Here is a 13,239-nt window from a genome sequence, read left to right as displayed (position 1 = left end):
CGGCCCCGAAACGGCCGATCCCCCGACCCGGACCGCGACGCGATCGCACATGCACTCCCCAGATTCAGGGTGGATCGACGACGCGGTCCATCAGGCTCGGGCCCCCGCGATGAGGTCGCGATAGAGCCCGACGTACCGATCGACCACCGCCCGCAGCGAGAACTCGTCCTCGACCCGTGCGAGCGCGTTGCGGCCCAGGCGGCGGGCCTCGGCGGGATCGCGGAGGAGCGACAGCAGGGCGGCGGACCAGGCCTCGGGGGTCGGCTCGAGGACCAGGGCGCCGTTCGAGCCGGGCGTGACGAGATCGGTGTTGCCCCCGACGCCGGAGACGACGCACGGCAGTCCCGAGGCCATCGCCTCTAGCAGCGAGTTGCTCATCCCCTCGGCCACGCTGGGGAGGACGAACAGGTCGCCGGCGCGGAGGTGCTCGGCCGGGCTCGGCACGGCCCCGACGAACTGGACGCGGTCGCCCAGGCCCAGCGAGGCGGTCAGGTCCATCAGCGCCTGACGGTCGCTCCCGGGGCCGACGAGGATCAGATTCGCGGGCGAACGGCGGGCGACCTCGACCCAGGCGTTCAGCAGGAGCGGCAGGTTCTTCTGCGGGTGCAGCCGGCCGGTGAAGACGACGCGAGGGCGCGGGAGCAGTTCGGCCTCGACGGCGCTCGGGCCGGGATGGAAGACCTCGGTGTCGACGCCGCTGGCCGTCCGGGACAGGCGGTCGGGCGGGACGCCGAGCGCGAGCCACTCGTTCGCGATGTCGTCCGAGATGGCGGCGAAGTGGGTGTTGCGGAGGATCGCGCGGCGGAGCAGGGGGGCCCCGCGCGTCCGCAACAGCTCCCGGGCCTCGCCGTAGTAGCCCGAGCTGGCGGGCTGGACGAGGGTCTGGACGCCCCGAAGGAAGGGCCGGGCCAGGCCGGCGGAGACCGCTTCCCACAGGGCCTGATGAGTGTGGACCACGTCCAGTTCGCCCCGGAGCCGCCGGAGGGCGCGGACGAGGCTGGCGACGTACGAGACGCCGAAGAGCGGGCCGCGATCGGACGTCCGGATCCAGCGATGGATCTGGACGCCTCGATGCTCCTCGTCGTCGATCGGGTAGCCGGGGACCGACCGCGTGAGGACGCGGACCGAGAACCCCCGCCGCGCCAACTCGGCCCCTTGCGCCAGGGCCTGCCGCTCGGCGCCGCTGGCGAAGGGGTGGAAGTAGCTGACGACCAGGCCGACGCGAAGGGGGTGGCCGGGCGGAGGCGACGGCGGAAGGTCAGTCGCTGAGCGGTTCGTGGACGTTCTTCAGGTCCTGGAAGTGCGGGTAGTTCGAGAGGACCTGCAAGGCCCTCCGGGCGTTGTTCGAGGTGACGTAGACGCCGTGTCCGGATTCGAACGGCAGGCCCCCGAAGACGCCGCCGGCCGGGGTGGCGTCGCTGCGGGCGGGGATGCCGTCGTCCTTCAGGAGGTTGACGACCAGGGTCGCCTCCACCTCGTTGGCGACCTCGCAGAGGCGGACCTCTTCGAACTGGAGATCGTCGCTCATCGGATTCCTCCCTCGACCGACGCCCCGCGGGCGGGGCGTCGGCGTGGTTCGTGGCGGCGGGGGGGCCGGGCCCGCCCCGCCTGGGCCGCCGATCGGATCGATCAGCGGGTGATGGTCAGGCTGGGGACGTCCCGGCCCTCGTCGTCGGTGATCAGGCCGTTGCTCACGGTGATCTCGCTGACGGCGTAGACGCGGCCGCTGGGCATGGCGACCTTGACCGTCCAGTCGCCGTCGGGGACGCGGACGGCGAACCGGCCGAAGGCGTCGGTCATGGCGGCCCGGTCGTCGAACATGCCGGTGCGGTTGGAGAGCAGGACGCGGACGCCTTCCTCGGGCTCGCTGCTGTTCCGCTCGCGGACGCGGCCGAACAGGACGTTGCGGGTGGCCGGGTCGACGGCTCGGGCCGGGTCGTAGACCGGGCGGAGCGACTCGCGGCGGTTGAAGCCCAGGGTGTCCTGCGGCGCGGGGAGCAGGCCGTCGTCGACCGGGCCGGCCGGCGGCGGGGTGCCGTCCGCGGGAGCCTTCGGGGCGGGGCCGGCCGGGGCCGGGATCGGCTCGGGGGCGTTGGAGCCGCCGTTCGGCCGGGCCGTCGACTGCTCGCGCTCGGCCGACTGCGGGGCGGGCGGGCTCGAAGCTCCGGCGTCGGCGGGGGCCGGCCTCGGGGCCGTTCGGGGCCGCGCGGCGGGGGCCACGGGGTCGACGTTCGACGGCAGCGCGGGGGCCTCGTCCAGCTCGTCGTCGGTGCGGACGGTCGGGGCCCGGCGGGTCGGCTCGGCGACCGACCGCGTGGACGATTCGGGGGCGATCACGCGGATCGAGGTCGGCGCGACCACGGCGTCGCCGCAGCAGGAGGCCGGCGGGACGTAGGCGGTCGCCACCACGCCGCGGTCGACGACCGTGGCGACGCTGGAGAACGTCGTCGGCACGACGTACGACGACGGGTAGTACAGGGTGGTCGGGAAGTAGCTGGGGGTGTAGCTCGTCCCGTAGTAGGCCCGGGTGCCGGTCGGGATCAGGCGACGGCCGAACAGGCTGCGGCGGAAGCGGGTCTCGTAATAGGTGGGCACGACGTAGCTGCTGGGGACGACGTAGCTCGACGGCGCCAGCGCCACGGTTTCGGTGGCGTAGGCCGTCGCGTAGACGGTCGGGGCGACGTAGGAGGTCGGCACGACGTAGGAGGTGGCGAGGTACGACGGGACGCTGCTCACCACGCTCGTCGTCGGAACCCAATCCACCGTCTCGACCCATACGTCGTACGCCGAGGCGTCGCGCCCGGCGCCCAGCGCCAAGAGAGTCGCCGCCAGGACGGGCGACCAAAAGCCACGGGAGCGCATCGTAGGTTCCCTCGAAGGATGCTCGGCGGGCCCCGGTGAACCACCACGGCTTCATGCCCAGGGCCGCCGCTCGTCATCATAACAAGTTTACAATACGGACCAAGGAGTCCGCGTTGTCGGAGCCAGGCCGACTTTTCGGGTTGTAGCGAATGTGAGGCCGAGCCGGTCCGCCCCCCCCGGTCCCTTCGATTCGCCGCGCGCCGGGCGGCCGTGCCATCGCCTCGGGTCGCTGGGGACGACCGCACGCGGATCCACGACGACCGCCCCGGCGGCGCGGCTCCGGGCTCGTCGGGCCAAGAGGGCTTCCGAACCGGCCGCGCACGGACTAGGCTTGTGTGGGATGGACCGGCCGTCGCGTGTCCGTCGGCGAGGTCGGCCGCGATGCGGCATCGACGGGTCCGTCGCGGAGCCCGCCCGCCCATCCATCCCGGTGGCCGGACTTCGCATCCAACGGCCCCTCGCCGCGCGGCGGCGCCCCATCGAGGATCGACCGAACGTGCAAGCTCTCGTCCCCGTCGCCCTGATCGCCTGGGTACCGGTCTGCTTGATCCTCTTCATCGTCTTCCCGCGTCGCGTCGCCGTCGTCACCGCGATCGTGGGCGCGTGGTTGTTCCTGCCGCCGTCGTCCATCCCGCTCGGCGGCCTGCCCGACTACTCGAAGGTCTCCGCCTTCACCTGGGGCATCCTGCTCGCCAGCCTGATCTTCTGCCCGGATCGGTTCGCCGCGCTGAGGTTCTCGCCGCTGGACATCCCGGTGGTGATCTTCTGCACGAGCTCGATGGCGACGTCGCTCGTGAACGGCCTGGGGCCGTATGACGGGCTGTCGACCTGCATCGGGGTCCTCAACTACTGGGGCCTGCCCTACCTGGTGGGCCGGATCCACTTCAGCGACGCCGCGAGCCTGCGCGACCTCACGGTCGGGATCGTCGTCGGCGGCCTGATCTACATGCCGCTCTGCTGGATCGAGATGACCATCTCGCCGATCATCGCCTCGAAGGTCTACGCCCTGCGGTTCTACGAGGACGTGAGGCTCGGCGGTGCGCGTCCTCGCGTGTTCCTCTCCCGAGGGCTCGAGCTGGGCATGTGGATGTCGGTCACGAGCCTTTGCGCCCTCTGGCTGTGGCGTTCGCGGAATCTCGACCGCCTCCTGGGCCTCTCCTTCGGCCGGTTCTGGCTGCCGTTGCTGCTGCTCACGACGGTCCTCTGCCGGGCCAGCGGCGCGATCGGGCTGCTGGGCGTGGGGGTGGCGGTGCTCTGGCTCTCCACCCGCTTCAACACCCGGCTGCCCATGCTCGCGCTGATCGCCGCGACGTTCGTCTACGTCGGCGTCCGGGGCATGAACACCTGGGACTACCGCCCCCTGATCTCGTTCCTCTCCCAGAACTTCGACCGGGCCCGCGCGCAGTCCCTGGAGTTCCGGTTCCAGAACGAGGACCTCCTGGTCCGCAAGGCGATGGAGCGGCCAATCCTGGGCTGGGGAGGGTGGGGGCGGTCGCGCGTCTACAGCGACAGCGGCAAGGACCTCACGATCACCGACGGGCTCTGGATCATCTTCTTCGGCACGTCGGGGTTCGTGGGCCTTCTCTCCTTTCAGGGGCTCCTTCTGGGGCCCGCCTTGATGTTCACCCTGCGATACCCCGCGCGTCGCTGGACCGAGCCCGATCTGGGGACGATGGCGGCGATCTCCGCCTTCCTCGGGATCTACTCGATCGACTGCCTGCTGAACGCGTTTCCGAACGCGGCGTACGCGGTGGCCGCCGGCGGCCTGGTCGCACGGCTGCGGTCAGGAGACGGGGGGTCGGTCGAGTCCGCCGGGGACGAGGCGGCGGTCCGAGCCGCGCTCGCCGGCGCGTCCTCGGGGCCCGCGCCCGAGGCCCCGCTCGAGGTCCGGCTGGCCTCGCGATACATCGCGATGGCGCGGTCCTCGCGGGCCGCGGGCGACCTCGACGAGGCCGCCGCCGCCCGTCGCCACGCCCTGGAGCTTCTCGCCGGCCGACTGGAGGTGGATCCTTCCGACGCGTCGGCGGCCCGGCTCCGGCTCGACTGCCTCAACGACCTGGCCTGGCTCCTGGCCACCCGGCCGGACCCCGGGATCGACGAGCGCGGGTTCGCCGCCGAGCTCGCCCGCGAGGCCGTCGCGGCCTCGCCGGACGACCCGACCTACTGGAACACCCTGGCCCTGGCCCTCTGCCGGGCCGGCGACCACGCGGGGGCCGCGACCTCGGCCCGACGGTCGATGGAGCTGGACTCGGCCTGGAACGGCTACGACATGGCCGTCCTCGCCATCGGCGAGGCCCGCGCGGGGCTCAAGGAGGAGGCCGCCCGCTGGGTCGTCGAGGCCGCCCGCTGGCACGAGGATCGCGGCGGGTTCGACCCGACCCTGGACGAGCTGATCGCCGAGGCGCAGGCCGCGCTGGCCTGAGCCTCGCCACCGCCCGCTTCAGGCGCCCCGGCGGGCGTCGGCCTCGGGGGCGCGGCTGGCCTGGGCCGGCAGGGCGCGGTAGTAGAAGAAGACGGCCGCGAGCGCCAGCAGCAGGCTCGACAGGGCCCCGGCGAAGCTCAGCAGGCGGTAGCGGCCCAGCTCGACGTGGGCCTCGTTCGCCTTGATTCCCTCGGCGGTGGCGAGGATCGCGCGCTGGTCCTGGATCTCGCGGCGGTCCTCGTCGGCGGATCGCTCCAGCTCGACGACCCGCTCGCGGAGCTTGGGGGCCTCCTTGGCGTCGGCCTCGTAGCTCGTCAGGGTCTTCCTCGCGGCCTCCAGCTCCCCCTGAAGCGAGGCGGAGAGGGTCGCGAGGTCCTTCACGCGGACGCCCAGGGCCTCGTTCACCGACTGCTGTGCGGCGAGCTGGCGGCGGGCGTCGTCGCGCGACCGGGCGAGGGTCTCGTACCGCGCCACGAACAGCTCCGGCGTCTCGCCGCCGACCTTCTCCAGCAGCAGGTCGGCCGCGACCTTGCGGGCGTTCGCCGAGTCCTCCAGGTCGCCCTTCAGGGCCGCGAGGGCCGCGCCTTGCTCCGCGAGCCGGGCGTCGACGCGGGCCAGCCAGAAGCCGGCCGCCGCGACCAGGACGAGGAGCAGGGCTCCGAGCAGTCCGCCGAGCGCGGCGAGGGCCAGGCGGTCGCCCGGGCCGCCGAGGGGGGGGGCGGGTCGATTCATCATCTTGAGCAGCTCCGCCTCGAGGCGAGGGGACAGGGTCGCGCCGGAGCCGACGCCGGCCGCGACGGGGAGGTTCTCCATCTGGTCGACCAGCCGCGAGAGGGCCACCCGCTCGGATCGCTCCGCGCAGAGCCAGAAGCCGGCCACCTGCACCATCCGGCCGTCGAGCCACCGGAAGAATCCGCGCGTCCCCTGGATCGGGTCGACGACGTAGGCGGTCTGCAGCGGCTGCGAGAAGAAATTCTGATGGATGAACAGGTCGTGATGGGACAGGAAGATGCCGAAGCTCGGGTGGGTGTGATACCAGCCCACCACGTCCAGGTCCGGGTGGAGCCGCTCGCGCTCGCGGGTGATCTCCTCCCAGGAGTCGTGGGTGTAGGTGAAGCTGGCCTGGGTGTTGGCGTAGTGCTTGGCCTCCAGCGCCTGGGTGATCCAGACGAACGGCCGGCCGCCGTCCGGGTCGACGCACTCCTTCCCCAGCAGCACGCCCCCCAGCTCGACGGAGGTGTCGGACAGCGCGTGCCGCTCGATCAGGTCGGCCGGGGCGCGGTCGAGGAAGATGGGGAGGTCGTCGGGGCCGGGGGACTGGCAGGCGACGCAGGCGAACCTCGGGTCGCGGTCGGGCCGCCTGACCCGGGTCGGCTCGCGGAACCGGACCTCGCCGAAGACCATCTCGTCGCCGCTCACGGCACGCCCCCCCCGCCGGCCGCGAGGCCCTCGCGGTCGGCTTCCAGGAGGAAGAAGCGGGACTCGCCCCCGCCGTCGACCCGGACCACGTCGAACGGCGGGATGCCGACCTCGGCCAGCGTCCGCCCCGCCAGCGGCGAGTCCTCGGCGATCGCGCTCAGGACGACCGGCCGTCCTTCCTCGCGGCAGTCGGGGCAGAGGGCCTCCGCCTGGCGGACCCGGGTCCTCGGCCGCATCACCTCGCGGCGGCCGTCGCAGCGGGGGCACTCCACCGCCTCCACCAGCTCGCGGTCGAGCCCGAGCGACATCGGCCCCTCCAGGCCCTCGTGGGCGGCGGCGTCGAACAGGGCGCGGACGGTCGCCGATCGGCCCAGGTCGATCCCGGTCGGCTTGGGGTAAGTCTCGTGGCTCAGGCAGTCCTCGCGGTACGGCAGCTTGGTCGTGTAGAACTGGTTGCCGACGCCGTTGAAGACCAGGGCCGTCCCCGCCGAGACGGCCATGCCGTGCAGCAGCTTGAGCGCCTCCTGGACCTGCAGCGCCGCCATCATCGAGGCGATCGTCGGCGCGGTGGGGACCTTGCCGGCCAGGATCTCGTCCCGCTTCAGGAGCGGGCAGCTGTACCGCAGGTTGAGGAGCTGGTAGTCGCGCTCGGTCATCGTGCATTCGTAGCAGGCGGAGGCCGGCGGGGTGAAGACCTTCACCACCCCCTGGATCTCCTGGATGCCGGCGTCGATCCAAGGGACGCCCACCTTCCAGCACTGGCGGTTGACCCAGAGCCGGGCCTCGCGGTTGTCCAGGCAGCCGATCACCAGGTCGACGTGGGCGAACAGCCCGAGGCCGACGTCGGTGATCACGTCGCCGTGGATCGGGATGAAGGCGACCTCGGGGTTCAGCTCGGCGGCGCGGCGGGCGGCGACCTCGGCCTTGGGCCGGCCGCCGTCCTCGGCCCGGAAGAGGACCGATCGCGAGAGGTTGGAGGGTTCGACCTCGTCGAGGTCGACGACGTAGGTGGTCCCCAGGCCCACCAGGGCGAGGTTCTTGAGGACCTCGTTCCCCAACGCTCCGGCGCCGACGACGAGGATCCGGGCGGCGGCGAGCCGCTCCTGCCGCCACCACGAGATCAGGCGGAGCCGTCCGTAGCGGTCGTCGTCGTCGATGCGCAGCGGGGGCTCGTCGGTCGTGGGGGGCGGCTGCGTGGTCATGGGCCTCTCGTCCCGGCCGGGCCGGCTCGGCTCGCGCTCAGTCGATGAAGAGGATGTCGCCCTCGTTGCGGGGGGCCGGCGGGGGGTCGCCGGCGACGGCGGCGTCGACCGTCGTCTCCAGGATCACGACCCCGTCGTCCGGGGCCGGGCCGGGGGCGGGCTCGTCGATCGGCCGGTTGCGCCAGTCGAGGAACCGGCGGACGCGCCCGGCCGCGGCGTCGCTCGCGCCGCCCAGCAGGCCGCGGATCCCCGAGCCGGCGTCGGCCCTCGGGGCCGGCGCGGGGGCGGGGTGGGCGTCGCCTTCGATCTCGACGCGGCCCCGGGCCTCGCGGACGTCCCGGAGCGGGCGCGGGTCGGTGGGGAAGGGGATGGCGGTCTGGTTGCCGGCCCAGAGGGCGGCGTCGCGGTTGTAGGGGCTCCGGACGTCGTAGTTGTGGTAGCGGGCCATGTCCCAGAGCATGTTGCACAGCTCGTCGAGCTGGACGCTGGGGACCCAGTGCGTCCCGTAGCCGCCGAGGCAGACCATCCCGATCTCGGAGATGTTGGGATGGTACACCGGCGTCAGCCAGCGGATCTCGGGGATCGACCGCGGGTACGACGAGCCGAGCTTGATCTCGACCTGGTGCGCCGCGGCGAACTTCACCTTGCCGTCGTCGCGCTGGAGCCCCCGGCCCCGGAAGTGGATCCGGTAGTGGTGCGGGGGGTCGCCCTGGGCGCGGAAGTCGAAGACGGTGCTCTCGGCGCGGAGGCGCTCGAGGGCCGCCAGGTCGTTGCGGAGCCGCCGGAGTCTTGGCGATTCATGCATGTTCGTGGATCCGTCTCGTCGCGCCCGACCGCCCTCGCGCCCGCCCGTCGACCGCCCCGGTTCAGCCGGCGACGACCTCGGGATAGACGATCAGGTGGTCGCCGTCGCGGATGCCGGCGTCGACGAGGTTCCAGTTCTCCAGCAGCCGCCGCCCCCCTTCCTTGTGGTCGAGGGCGTAGCTCATCGGCTGGCCGTCGGGGCTCGTGGCCGGCAGGTTCATCTTGGTGATGATGTTCGGGATGATTCGGCTGACGGGGACGGTGAACGCGATCACCGCCTTCACGGACTTGGCGCCGGTCTGGTCCAAGAACGTCACCTGCACACCCGTAGGATCGCTCGTTCCGCCGTATGACATGATCAGGATACCTCCCACATGCCTTTCGCCCGCCGCCCGCCGATATTGGCCCCGGACCGCGCGGATTCCCCGCTCGCGGCCCCGGGGGCGGCCGCCCCGTCCGCGTCCATCCCACCATGAAGATAACGTTTGACCACCACGGGCGGAAGGGCCTCTCGCGGCCGGACTCTCGTTCGCGAAGCTTCGTCGGTCGCTTAATTTTTCAGAAGAATCCTGGCACCCCCTTGCAGGTGCCCGAACCGCTCGATACTTTGTGATCAATTGCTCAAATCTTGATCTCATGTGGATAGGCCTCCGGCCCGTTCGGGCCGTCTCGACCCTCTTCTCGATCTCGCCCATGATCACGTCGAGATCTCGTCGCTGCATCCCCGGATGCGAGCTGCTGGAGACCCGCATTCAGCTATCGTCCGTCGTCCCGGCAATGACCCAGTCTTTCTATCCCGTCGACTTCGTCGGGCCGATCCCTCCAGACGAACTGGGACCTATCGTCCAACCGATGCAGTGGGTCTCCGGCATCACCCTGTCGTTCGCGACACCCACCCTCGGCCGGGGGGTGTTGGCCACCCTGTCGGTCGACAATTTCGGCGGATTCATGATCGCCGGCACGACATGAACTTATACCATCAGCTACGGCGGATTCACGTCGCCCCTCACGACCCCTCCCATCAAGACGAACACATCCGCGACTGTCTACCTCCCAGTCCCCGGCGTCTACCAGATCAGAGCCGTCACGACCTACACCTCGACCAATCCCTCAGCTCCGCCTCCCCCGCCCACGACCTATACGGCCACGGCCACCGTCTCACCCCCGACCACGGCGACCCCCTTCGCCGGATTCGACACGCCGATTTTTCTCGGTTCGTCGACCGAGGTGATGAGCGACGTGACCTCCTCGAGCGGGAAGCTCGGAGTCTACGCCAGCGGGATGATCCAGGAGCGGATTCCGTTTTTCATCGATTTCAACGGTGGAATCAAGGTCTTCAATCCTGATTGGTTCCCAGCCAATGGCCCGACCACGTCATTCCGCCTGCCGAACGGTGCCCTTTTCGATCAGGTCGCCGTCGGCCACGACCATCTCGGCGGCGTGGGGGTGAACTGGAACACGATCCTCGTCGGCACCACGTTCGTCACCTACGGACAAGAGATAAATGGACGCTCACGGCTCTGGTCGGAGGGGACGTGATTCGGGTGGATTTCGATGTCCTTCTCAACACGCTTTCCTGGACGATGGTTAAGACTTCGTGGTTCCAGTGGGAACTCCGGAGAGATTGAGGGAGGACATGCGATGCCTTGGGCGTTCAAATCGGTCGCCGTCGTCGCGGCCGCCTCCGCCTCGATCGGTCTCGCCGGGTGGGGGTGGCGAACTGTCGGCGCGGCACCCCAGCGCGAGGTCCCGCGTGAAGAGCCGTCGCGTCGTCCGTCGGACGAGGAGCCCCCGCCCCGTCCGCGAGATGAAGGGGCCGGACCGCTCGTTCCCGTGGGTCCACTCAAGCCGAACAAATACATCTTGCCGATGGACCGATCCTACCTCACCCGCGCGGAACGCTTGCGGCTTTATCAAGAGCCGGGGGAGAAGTTCATTCGGCGAGGACCGAAAGGGCGTCCGTTCTATGATAGTGGGTTCACGATCAAGCCCTACGACGAGGACCAGTTCCATGTCAACGTCGTCTTGGGTTTCCACGCCGACGACGTGAAAACGATCACCCCCGAAGAGAGGGAGCTGGTCAAGGAGGCCCAGCGGACGATCAAAGCCGATCGTCCGGAAAACCCGGATCGCGCCGCTACGTTCCCCAGGGGCCTGGTGTCGATCCCGATCCCGAAACTGGGGACTGATCCGACGGAGTATGAACCATCGGCCCCTTGATCCGTTGCGGTTGGAGTCTCTGGATCCGTCAAGTCCGGCCGATCCCCAGCGGCTGGTGGGCTCTCGTCGAGGTCAATCCCGCGGCCAGAAACGAGTACTACGAGTCGATGATCGTGCGGGACAAGTTGATCGAGGAGTACTCGTTCAAGGACGACCGGCTGACGCTGGAGCGGAGCTACCCGGACCCCGATCGGAAACGCGATCCTACGAAGGGCGTGTATGCCGTACCCGCCCATTGATGGGGCCGCCGTCCGCCGACTTTCGGATTATTTCGCGGCATGTCCCCCGCAACCCGCTCCGGCGGGGAGGGGGATGGGAGGTGGCCCAGTCCGGGACTTCCACGTGGAGGCCTACTCCTGGAAGGACGGCTCGCTCCGGCTGGATCGGGACTCCCTGGATCCCGGCCGTGCGAGCGATCCCGACGCGGGGAGCGAGTGCGTCGTCCTCGAATGACGCGGCTCCGAAAGCCCCCCGCCGAGGGTCCGCGCACCCCCCATTTCCCCGCGCGCCCGATGCGGGGGCGGGAGGGATGTGGTAGATTGGGGTTTTCGTCCCGGAACCAGGCCGCGCCGCGGACAGCAAAGGCCCGCTCCGAGCCGAGAGAGGACCCGGATCATGCAGCCCGACCCGACGATCGAACCGACGGGCGACGACGAACCCGACGTTCCGGCCGAGGACCCGCGCCCCCAGGCCCCGCCCCAGGGGGGCCTGACGATCCTCGACCAGGAGGACGCCTTCGTCGAGGACGAGGAAGGCTTCGACCCGGACGCGGAACTCGACGATTTCGACGTCGACGACGAGGCCCGGACGGTGCTCATCACCGGGGCCTGCGGCGACCTCGGCCGCAAGCTGCGCGTCGCCTGGGAGGACGTGTACGACCTGATCCTGCTCGACGCCGACCCCGGCGAGGACGACCCCGAGGTCTTCAAGGCCGATCTCGGCGCCTTCGACGAGGACTGGACCACCCACTTCCACGACGTCGACACCGTGGTCCACCTGGCGGGCGAGACGGACGAATCGGCCGAGCTGGCCGACCTCGTCGGGCCCAACCTGGACGTCCTGGCGAACGTCTTCAACGCCGCCGCCCTGGCCGGGGTCGAGCGGGTGGTCTTCGCCAGCTCGGTGCAGGTCATGGCCGGTTGGCGCCAGGACCCTCCCGAGCTGATCTCGACCGACCTGCCGCCGAAACCGGGCGGCGCCTACGGGGCCATGAAGTTCGCCGGCGAGCGGTTCGGCAGGAGCCTGGCCCGCGCCTTCGACGTCACCTTCATCGCGCTGCGGTTGGGCGTCGTCCAGCCCGGCGCGAACCGTCCCGAGGCCCTGGCGGACGACTGGGACAAGAAGCGCTGGCTCTCCAACGGCGACCTCGTCCGGCTGTTCGACGCGGCCGTCGAGGCCGAGATCGAGGACCGCCTGGTCCTGGTCGTCAACGGCGTCTCGCGCAACCATGGCGGCGTCTGGGATCTCACCGACGCGGCCGAGGTCCTCGGCTATCTCCCCGAAGACGACGCCTTCGCCCCCCGCCACCAGGCCGAAGCCGTCGACGAACGCCACTGACCGGGCGATGGACGGGACGCCGGGTTTGGCGTAGACTCGCCGCCCGCGTCCCCGTCCGACAGACCGAACGCCTCGTCCTTCCCCCACTTCCGGACCCGGATCCGTCCCATGATGCACCCCTGGCACGACGTCACCCCCGGCGAGCACCTGCCGCTGGAGTTCAACGCGCTGATCGAGATCCCGATGGGATCCAGCGTCAAGTACGAGCTGGACAAGCAGACCGGCATGCTCCGGCTCGACCGCGTCCTCTACTCGGCGGTCTACTACCCGGCCAACTACGGGTTCATCCCCCAGACCTACGCCGAGGACGACGACCCGCTCGACGTCCTGGTCCTCTGCCAGGAGGCCGTCGCGCCGATGACCCTGGTCACGGCCCGCGCGATCGGCCTGATGACGATGGTCGACGCCGGCAAGAAGGACCACAAGATCCTGGCCGTCGCCGTCGGCGACCCCGAGTTCAACAGCTTCCGCGAGGCCGCCGAACTCCCCCCCCACCGCCTGATGATGCTCCGCCGGTTCTTCCAGGACTACAAGTACCTGGAGGGCAAGTCCGTCGAGGTCGACGAGATCCAGTCCGCCGACACCGCCCGCCCCGTCATCGAGGACTCCCTCCAGCGCTACAGCGCCCAGCGCCGCCGCGGCTTTCACCACAAGCACTGAGCCACCCCGAATTCGGCCCTCCCCCCCGCCCCCGCCGGCGTCGGGGGGGGGGCCGGCCCATTCCGCCGGAGGTTGGCTTCGTTCGCGCACCCC

15 protein-coding genes are annotated in these 13,239 nt (G+C 70.6%); 8 read left to right on the top strand and 7 right to left on the bottom strand.

The genetic code is table 11. The features are described 5' to 3' along the window. Window positions 1-90: 90 nt before the first annotated feature. From G6O68_RS29275 to G6O68_RS29265, 3 genes are all read right to left on the bottom strand, one after another. Complete coding sequence (locus tag G6O68_RS29275; RefSeq protein WP_165252912.1) at window positions 91-1,215, bottom strand: glycosyltransferase family 4 protein; 1,125 nt, start codon at window positions 1,213-1,215, stop codon at window positions 91-93. Window positions 1,216-1,258: 43 nt separating this feature from the next. Beyond that, window positions 1,259-1,528 carry a DUF2007 domain-containing protein gene (locus tag G6O68_RS29270; RefSeq protein ID WP_165252879.1) on the bottom strand — a complete coding sequence of 90 codons (270 nt, stop codon included), beginning with the start codon at window positions 1,526-1,528 and terminating at the stop codon, window positions 1,259-1,261. A 101-nt stretch (window positions 1,529-1,629) separates the two neighbouring features. Continuing rightward, the gene (locus G6O68_RS29265; RefSeq protein WP_165252877.1) at window positions 1,630-2,862 is read right to left on the bottom strand and encodes a hypothetical protein; all 1,233 of its coding nucleotides are present in this window, start codon (window positions 2,860-2,862) and stop codon (window positions 1,630-1,632) included. Window positions 2,863-3,358: 496 nt separating this feature from the next. Here G6O68_RS29265 and G6O68_RS29260 point away from each other — a divergent pair, with 496 nt between their 5' ends. Further along, on the top strand, window positions 3,359-5,284 hold the full coding sequence (locus G6O68_RS29260) for a tetratricopeptide repeat protein (RefSeq protein WP_165252875.1): 1,926 nt from the start codon (window positions 3,359-3,361) through the stop codon (window positions 5,282-5,284). Between the two features lie 18 nt (window positions 5,285-5,302). Here the strand turns inward: G6O68_RS29260 and G6O68_RS29255 are convergent, their stop codons facing one another. The 4 genes from G6O68_RS29255 to G6O68_RS29240 form a co-directional block, all read right to left on the bottom strand. Beyond that, window positions 5,303-6,703, bottom strand: a complete 1,401-nt coding sequence (locus G6O68_RS29255) for a Mov34/MPN/PAD-1 family protein (protein ID WP_165252873.1) — start codon at window positions 6,701-6,703, stop codon at window positions 5,303-5,305. Then, on the bottom strand, window positions 6,700-7,905 hold the full coding sequence (locus G6O68_RS29250) for a HesA/MoeB/ThiF family protein (RefSeq protein WP_165252871.1): 1,206 nt from the start codon (window positions 7,903-7,905) through the stop codon (window positions 6,700-6,702). The genes G6O68_RS29255 and G6O68_RS29250 overlap by 4 nt, the downstream gene beginning before the upstream one ends. A gap of 37 nt (window positions 7,906-7,942) precedes the next feature. Next, window positions 7,943-8,710 (bottom strand): ubiquitin-conjugating enzyme E2, encoded by a 768-nt coding sequence (locus G6O68_RS29245; protein WP_165252869.1) that lies wholly within the window; start codon window positions 8,708-8,710, stop codon window positions 7,943-7,945. 61 nt (window positions 8,711-8,771) lie between these two features. After that, window positions 8,772-9,065, bottom strand: a complete 294-nt coding sequence (locus G6O68_RS29240; RefSeq protein ID WP_068410788.1) for an EsaB/YukD family protein — start codon at window positions 9,063-9,065, stop codon at window positions 8,772-8,774. A 337-nt stretch (window positions 9,066-9,402) separates the two neighbouring features. Between G6O68_RS29240 and G6O68_RS29235 the strand changes: the two genes are divergently transcribed. From G6O68_RS29235 to G6O68_RS29205, 7 genes are all read left to right on the top strand, one after another. Then, window positions 9,403-9,678, top strand: a complete 276-nt coding sequence (locus G6O68_RS29235) for a hypothetical protein (protein ID WP_165252867.1) — start codon at window positions 9,403-9,405, stop codon at window positions 9,676-9,678. Between the two features lie 261 nt (window positions 9,679-9,939). Then, window positions 9,940-10,248: a hypothetical protein gene (locus tag G6O68_RS29230; protein WP_165252865.1), complete on the top strand. Its 309-nt coding sequence runs from the start codon at window positions 9,940-9,942 to the stop codon at window positions 10,246-10,248. A gap of 102 nt (window positions 10,249-10,350) precedes the next feature. Further along, window positions 10,351-10,929 (top strand): hypothetical protein, encoded by a 579-nt coding sequence (locus tag G6O68_RS29225; protein WP_165252863.1) that lies wholly within the window; start codon window positions 10,351-10,353, stop codon window positions 10,927-10,929. Next, window positions 10,926-11,168: a hypothetical protein gene (locus G6O68_RS29220; RefSeq protein ID WP_165252861.1), complete on the top strand. Its 243-nt coding sequence runs from the start codon at window positions 10,926-10,928 to the stop codon at window positions 11,166-11,168. The genes G6O68_RS29225 and G6O68_RS29220 overlap by 4 nt, the downstream gene beginning before the upstream one ends. A gap of 73 nt (window positions 11,169-11,241) precedes the next feature. Further along, window positions 11,242-11,382, top strand: a complete 141-nt coding sequence (locus G6O68_RS29215) for a hypothetical protein (RefSeq protein ID WP_165252859.1) — start codon at window positions 11,242-11,244, stop codon at window positions 11,380-11,382. A 162-nt stretch (window positions 11,383-11,544) separates the two neighbouring features. Beyond that, window positions 11,545-12,486, top strand: coding sequence for an NAD-dependent epimerase/dehydratase family protein (locus G6O68_RS29210; protein WP_165252857.1), 942 nt, complete (start codon window positions 11,545-11,547; stop codon window positions 12,484-12,486). A 108-nt stretch (window positions 12,487-12,594) separates the two neighbouring features. Next, the gene (locus tag G6O68_RS29205) at window positions 12,595-13,146 is read left to right on the top strand and encodes an inorganic diphosphatase (protein ID WP_165252855.1); all 552 of its coding nucleotides are present in this window, start codon (window positions 12,595-12,597) and stop codon (window positions 13,144-13,146) included. The last annotated feature ends 93 nt before the right edge of the window (window positions 13,147-13,239 follow it).

It is taken from the genome of Paludisphaera soli, from assembly GCF_011064595.1.
Lineage (GTDB): Bacteria > Planctomycetota > Planctomycetia > Isosphaerales > Isosphaeraceae > Paludisphaera > Paludisphaera soli.
This window is presented reverse-complemented; position numbering and strand designations above follow the sequence as displayed.

What these genes read in the sequence shown, in the direction of transcription:
- G6O68_RS29270 (WP_165252879.1), bottom strand. Translation starts at nt 1,528, where the DNA reads ATGAGCGACGATCTCCAGTTCGAAGAGGTCCGCCTCTGCGAGGTCGCC.
- G6O68_RS29245 (WP_165252869.1), bottom strand. Translation starts at nt 8,710, where the DNA reads ATGCATGAATCGCCAAGACTCCGGCGGCTCCGCAACGACCTGGCGGCC.
- G6O68_RS29250 (WP_165252871.1), bottom strand. Translation starts at nt 7,905, where the DNA reads ATGACCACGCAGCCGCCCCCCACGACCGACGAGCCCCCGCTGCGCATC.
- G6O68_RS29210 (WP_165252857.1), top strand. Translation starts at nt 11,545, where the DNA reads ATGCAGCCCGACCCGACGATCGAACCGACGGGCGACGACGAACCCGAC.
- G6O68_RS29265 (WP_165252877.1), bottom strand. Translation starts at nt 2,862, where the DNA reads ATGCGCTCCCGTGGCTTTTGGTCGCCCGTCCTGGCGGCGACTCTCTTG.
- G6O68_RS29225 (WP_165252863.1), top strand. Translation starts at nt 10,351, where the DNA reads ATGCCTTGGGCGTTCAAATCGGTCGCCGTCGTCGCGGCCGCCTCCGCC.
- G6O68_RS29230 (WP_165252865.1), top strand. Translation starts at nt 9,940, where the DNA reads ATGAGCGACGTGACCTCCTCGAGCGGGAAGCTCGGAGTCTACGCCAGC.
- G6O68_RS29240 (WP_068410788.1), bottom strand. Translation starts at nt 9,065, where the DNA reads ATGTCATACGGCGGAACGAGCGATCCTACGGGTGTGCAGGTGACGTTC.
- G6O68_RS29205 (WP_165252855.1), top strand. Translation starts at nt 12,595, where the DNA reads ATGATGCACCCCTGGCACGACGTCACCCCCGGCGAGCACCTGCCGCTG.
- G6O68_RS29235 (WP_165252867.1), top strand. Translation starts at nt 9,403, where the DNA reads ATGATCACGTCGAGATCTCGTCGCTGCATCCCCGGATGCGAGCTGCTG.
- G6O68_RS29215 (WP_165252859.1), top strand. Translation starts at nt 11,242, where the DNA reads ATGGGAGGTGGCCCAGTCCGGGACTTCCACGTGGAGGCCTACTCCTGG.